General features: G+C 37.1%; 6 protein-coding genes. 1 reads left to right on the top strand and 5 read right to left on the bottom strand.

Annotation, left to right across the window (positions count from 1 at the left end; all coding sequences use genetic code 11):
• Positions 1 to 95: 95 nt before the first annotated feature.
• The 5 genes from ACMZ6U_RS09055 to ACMZ6U_RS09035 form a co-directional block, all read right to left on the bottom strand.
• Entirely contained in the window at positions 96 to 497 is a 402-nt protein-coding gene (locus tag ACMZ6U_RS09055) for a PTS sugar transporter subunit IIA (RefSeq protein ID WP_416108087.1), read from the bottom strand.
• Between the two features lie 18 nt (positions 498 to 515).
• A complete protein-coding gene (locus tag ACMZ6U_RS09050) occupies positions 516 to 1,325 on the bottom strand; it encodes a PTS system mannose/fructose/sorbose family transporter subunit IID (protein ID WP_104967162.1) in 810 nt (269 codons plus the stop codon).
• The gene (locus ACMZ6U_RS09045) at positions 1,312 to 2,214 is read right to left on the bottom strand and encodes a PTS mannose/fructose/sorbose/N-acetylgalactosamine transporter subunit IIC (RefSeq protein WP_416108085.1); all 903 of its coding nucleotides are present in this window, start codon (positions 2,212 to 2,214) and stop codon (positions 1,312 to 1,314) included. The genes ACMZ6U_RS09050 and ACMZ6U_RS09045 overlap by 14 nt, the downstream gene beginning before the upstream one ends.
• A 125-nt stretch (positions 2,215 to 2,339) precedes the next feature.
• The gene (locus ACMZ6U_RS09040; protein ID WP_104967160.1) at positions 2,340 to 2,825 is read right to left on the bottom strand and encodes a PTS system mannose/fructose/N-acetylgalactosamine-transporter subunit IIB; all 486 of its coding nucleotides are present in this window, start codon (positions 2,823 to 2,825) and stop codon (positions 2,340 to 2,342) included.
• Positions 2,822 to 4,612 (bottom strand): glycoside hydrolase family 35 protein, encoded by a 1,791-nt coding sequence (locus ACMZ6U_RS09035; protein WP_416108083.1) that lies wholly within the window; start codon positions 4,610 to 4,612, stop codon positions 2,822 to 2,824. Before ACMZ6U_RS09035 ends, ACMZ6U_RS09040 begins: the two co-directional genes overlap by 4 nt.
• Before the next feature lie 139 nt (positions 4,613 to 4,751).
• On the opposite strand from ACMZ6U_RS09035, the gene ACMZ6U_RS09030 reads away from it, so the two are divergent.
• Positions 4,752 to 5,468 (top strand): GntR family transcriptional regulator, encoded by a 717-nt coding sequence (locus ACMZ6U_RS09030; protein ID WP_416108081.1) that lies wholly within the window; start codon positions 4,752 to 4,754, stop codon positions 5,466 to 5,468.
• The last annotated feature ends 64 nt before the right edge of the window (positions 5,469 to 5,532 follow it).

The raw sequence follows: 5,532 nt of genomic DNA, 5'->3' as shown, positions 1-5,532 counted from the left end.
ATTTCTATTTGTGGTGATGGGTTTTTCTGATAGCGTTAGGCCTTTTGTATTGATTAACAAACTAACTGAGATAGTTGAAAGAAGATTCTTCTATGTTACTCGTCTTCGTCATCAAAATTATTTAAAAGGTCATTCACTTTATGAATATTCTCCGCCCCAAACTGTTTTAAATCAATAGGTTCATCTGTTAGACTGCTATTGATAAAGCCAATAATCATAGGCATATTCATACCAGCATACAAGTCAAACTGATAATCTTGTATCAGCAACTTACCAGCGACATTACAAGGTGTTCCACCCATCAAGTCAGCTAATACCACGTAATCATCTAAATCTTTGATGGTATCCCTTAATTTTTTTTCAAAATCTTGTGCCCCTTCTTCAGGTAGCAAACTGACGGTATGAATGGTATCTTGTGGTCCCATAATCATTTCTGTACTTTTTTTCAATTCTTCGCTGAAATGACCATGACTTAGTAATATTAATGATTTTACCAATTTTTCCTCCTACTAACATTAAACGCCTAAAATTTTAAAGTATGACATCAAAAGTGCAAAAATGATGATAATCAAAATAGCTTTTGTAGAACTCATCCCTTTGCGACCAAGTAGCCAGAAAACTAAGCCTGTAAACAGTGCTGGTACCAAACGAGGGAAGATTTGATCAAACAGATCTTGAATATTGATGACCTTATCTCCGATATGTGGTTCAGCAATGAATTTAAAATTAATCATTGTTGCAATCAAGGCACCAACCATGAAAACCCCCATAACAGAAGCCGCATCCACTAGTGCACCTAGTTTATCACGCATCGTTGTTACCAATTTAGTACCTTCTTTATAAGCAAACTCCAATTGTTTCCAACGGAAAATCATGATTGCAATATTCACAGCTACCCATAGGAAGACACCAATAGCGTTAGCATTTGTGGCTAGTGATGCTGCAATGGATCCCATGATTGATGGCACGAGTGAAGCAAACAGTGAGTCACCAATCGGAGCAAATGGCCCCATCAAACCCGTTTTCACCCCATTAACAGCATCTTTAGAAGCAACACCTTCGTTCTCTTCTAAAGCTAAATCAATACCTGTAATAATCGTATGGAAAAAGTTTGATGTATTAAAGAATTGAACATGAGTTTTCATCATTTCTTTCAATTCTGGCGTTCCATCTCCATAAATTTTTCGAAGCTGAGGCAAAATGAGGTAAAGATAGCCTGAACCTTGCATACGTTCATAATTCCAGCCCCATTGGAAAGTAAAGAGACTACGCTTATTAATTTGATTAAAATCTGCTTTGGTTAATTTATAATTAGATTTCGTCATCTTCAATTTCCCCACTTTCTGATAACACTGTTGTCTGTTCCACTACTGTCACATTCTGCCCATTCTTATAATGTAGCGTCGCAAGAGCTGCACCAATAATAGCAATACCAATCATTGGAAGACCTTTAAATGGTGCTGCGTCAAAAACTGTTTCCTTTAGTCCTGATTCACCGATAATACCACCCAAAGTCGTTGAAACTGTTTGTAAGTTTCCATATAGAGTAGTCAGCATTGCTGTCAAACCGAAACCAAGAGCTAAATAGTGCAAGTTTTTCTTAACTGGTAAGTAATGTAGTAAAATAGCAAATCCTAGACCTGGAAGCATTTTACCAGCAAGGGTCAAACCGTCAGCAATCCATTGATAATTCGCAATTGTATTTACCATTGCTCCAACAGCACCACCACCAAGGACAAGAGCTAGAAAGACAGGAAGTGCACGAGAAAGAGCCCACGGTACTGCCCCTAAAAGATAATTACGTTCAATAGCTTTGTAGTTAAAGTTCTCAACATGCTTATCGATACGATGTGCAAAGTAAGTGGTTGAGAAGCGTCCTAAAATATCAGTATAAACCAAGAGTGCTGCTACCGGTACGGCTATTGTTGAAACAGCCAATTCAGGTTGAATATCTTGGCCAACTGAAAAAGCTGTCGCAAGTACTGCACCTGATGTCGCATCAATGCGTGATGCACCACCAAACGTTCCAACACCGAGTACCATTAATTGAAGACTACCCCCTATCAAAAGTCCAGTTGCTAAGTCTCCCATAATTAAACCTGACATAAAGCCAGCAAATACAGGTGAGCCTGCCGATGAGTTAATCGTCAACTCATCAAGAATTTGATAAGCTGAATAGAGAGTAAGTAGTAGAATTTGCCACCATTCAATCATGATGAAACCTCCTAATAAAATATAAATAAGAAAGAAAGTCAGAGAAATCATGCTCTCACGACTCTCTACAGCATGCAATATTTGCTAAAACCAAAAGAGGTGTTAGCGGTTACATTTTTTAGAAACTAACGGACTTTGTTTAACAAACTCATAAAGTCTTGAGCACTATCATTCGGCACCATTTGATGGATGATTTTAGTGCCATGCCCTTGAATAGCATCAAATGCTACAATATCCTCATCCACAACGTTAACAGAACGTGTCACAGAGCGTGTTTCAGAACTTTGCGACATATTCCCTACATTCAATTCTGGTATCGTCACGCCTTTCTCAATCAGAGATAAGAAACGATCAGGTCTACGTGCAACAATCAAAAGTCTTTGTGAATCATAACGACCTGCCAAAATGTTAGTAGCTGCTTTTTCTTCAGTCAAGATAGAGAGTTTAACACCAGCTGGTGTTGCTAACTTTAATCCTGTTTTTTCTAAATCATTATTCACAATGTCATTATCAACAACCATGATACGACTGATATTGAGTTTAGTCGTCCAAAGATTAGCTACTTGCCCATGAATGAGGCGTCCGTCAATACGTGCTGCAACAATTGTCATAATTTTTCTCCTTCTATTTCCTTATATAATGGTTTATGAGTGAGTGATAACTGTGTTTGATAAACACCTTCTGTTTCAAAAATCGTAATTACATTCCTTCCTTTTTTCATGAAACTAGCTGGCAGATAGAGAGAGAGGGTGGGTCCCACCTGCCAAAAACGACCTAGATGATAGCTATTGATAAAGGCTACTCCCTTACCAAAATGAGACAAGTCTAAATAAGTATCTTTAGGATTTGGGCAATCATATTCAAATCTATAAAAGGCTGGTAATCCTTCTTGCCATTCAAAGTCTGAAGCGTAGATAATGTCTGAGATATTATCTAGTGGCAAAGGATACTGCTCCCACTCTCCTACAAAGTGAAGATCAGCCATCAATCCACGACCCAATCCCTTGCTTTGCGTCGGTGCTTCCAGTTTGGGTCCGTAAGTCACACGTCCCATATTCTCAACCAAGATATCCACCTGACTAAGATTTGTTTTTTGCTTAACCATGATATCGCCACCAATTTCTTCTTGATATTGAGTAGCCACTTTTTCATCATCCACAAAAACTTGAATACGATCCCTAGCATCAATGACTCGCAGCCTTTCTTCTTCCTTATCTTTTGGCAACTGTGTTCGATATAGGATATAACCTGTTGACTGACTTAAGGCCTCCATACTTTTGGGGTAAAAATCACGTGAAACTCTTGATAAGTTATGAATGGTATCTTTTAATGCTACCTTAGCTACCAATGGAATCTGGTCTATTGCCATAGTCTCTTTTATAAGTGGTTCCCTATAATCTAAATCGGGGTAGGCCTCTTGAAGTCTTCTTTGTAGCGCATAGAACTTCGGACTCGGGTTACCTGCCTCATCTAAAATCGCATCATAGTCATAAGAAGTTACTTGCGGTAGGTCTTTGTTGCGACGAGCTGAAGTTCCGTTCATAAAACCAAAATTGGTTCCCCCGTGAAACATGTAGAGATTAATACTTCCCTCTTTGAGAACTTCCATCACTGAATCAGCTAATTCTTCCGGTTCTCTACGTATAATCGGCTCTTTCCAACGATTAAACCAACCATCCCAAAACTCCATACACATGAGGGGCCAATCTTTATTATGCTGTTTAAAGAAGGCTTTCATATTAGCAAAATTAATCTTACCTTTTGAGCCAAAATTACCTGTTACGAGAACCCCATCGTCAATCAAGCTTCCCGCCTTTAATGTCGCTTGCCATGCTCCATCTGAGGTAAAGAAAGGAGCAGTTAGACCTTGATCTTCCATTAACTCTTTCAAACATCTTAGATAGGTCTTATCTTCTCCATAAGAACCATATTCATTCTCAATCTGAAACATGAGAATATTACCACCTTGATCCAATTGATATTTTGCCAATTTTGGAAGAAGAACCTTATAATAACGTTCCACATAATTTAAAAATTTGGGGTCACTGGAGCGAACTCTCACGTCTTTTGCTAATAACCACGCAGGTAAACCTCCAAACTCCCATTCTGCACAAATGTATGGACTAGGTCTAACAATAGCATACAAGTCTAAATCCTGAGCTATCGCCAGAAATTTTTCTAAATCTAGAATTCCTGTAAAGTCAAACTCACCTTCTTTTGATTCGTGCATATTCCAAGGAACATAGGTCTCTACAGTATTAAACCCAAGTGCTTTAAGATTATATAAGGAGTGATACCAGTTATCAGGGGGAATTCGGAAATAATGAATGGCACCTGACAAAATTTTAAAAGGACTATTGTCCAAATAGAAGTCATCTTTGACAACAAATCGTTTCATAAATTCTCCTTTTATTAATTTGTAACCGCTTACTTTATATCATTATATTAACATTTATATCTTGTTATATCAAGTGGTTCGTGCCAATATTTTTTAATTTTTTTTTGCTATAATAACATTAAAAAGAAAGCGGAGAATCATGAAAAAACAAAAAGAACCGAAATACCTACAGCTAAAAGAAATTTTAAAAAAGCAAATTCTATCAGGAGATTTCTCTGAAGGCGATAGATTTCATACCCAATCTGAAATTGCAAATTCTTTTCAGGTTAGCTCGATCACTGCTATCCGAGCTCTGGATGAACTAAAAAAAGAGGGTTTAGTAGAGCGCAAGCAAGGGATTGGAACCTTTGTTGCACGCTCAAGACGCGAAGTCCTTGTTAAATTTTCTGACATAGAGCTGTTCTGCCCAAATCAAGAAAAGGTTCAAGTTTTGTCCATCACTAAAGGCAACAATCCTTATTATCTTGAAAAATTAAACCTTCATAAAACTGAGTATTACTATCAAATTACAAGGTTAAGAACTGCAGCAGATAAGCCTTTTATTTACCACCAAACTTATTTACCACATGATTTTATCAAAAATCCCAATGCTGATTTACAAGAATTTCAATCTATTTACGATCGTTTTGAAGAAGATTTTCATATCACTATGACAGATCAAGCTTTTGAAGAAACCAACGAAATTTGTTTGAATATTCCTACTAAAATTAAAAAAGCCTTACAACTAAATGACTTTGAACCTAGTGTACTGCAGCTTAGAACTACTAAAAATCGTGAAAGTAATCGTATTTTAGAGTACATAGAAACTTATAAGCATTGGGAGTATTTCAAATTCAAAATATCCTCAAATGACTAACAGCCACTGGGACAGTGGCTGTTTTTTATTTTGCTAATTAAATTAGAAAGATTATTTCACCTTC

Source organism: Streptococcus pluranimalium, from assembly GCF_047785745.1.
Taxonomy (GTDB): Bacteria; Bacillota; Bacilli; order Lactobacillales; family Streptococcaceae; genus Streptococcus; species Streptococcus pluranimalium_B.
This window is presented reverse-complemented; position numbering and strand designations above follow the sequence as displayed.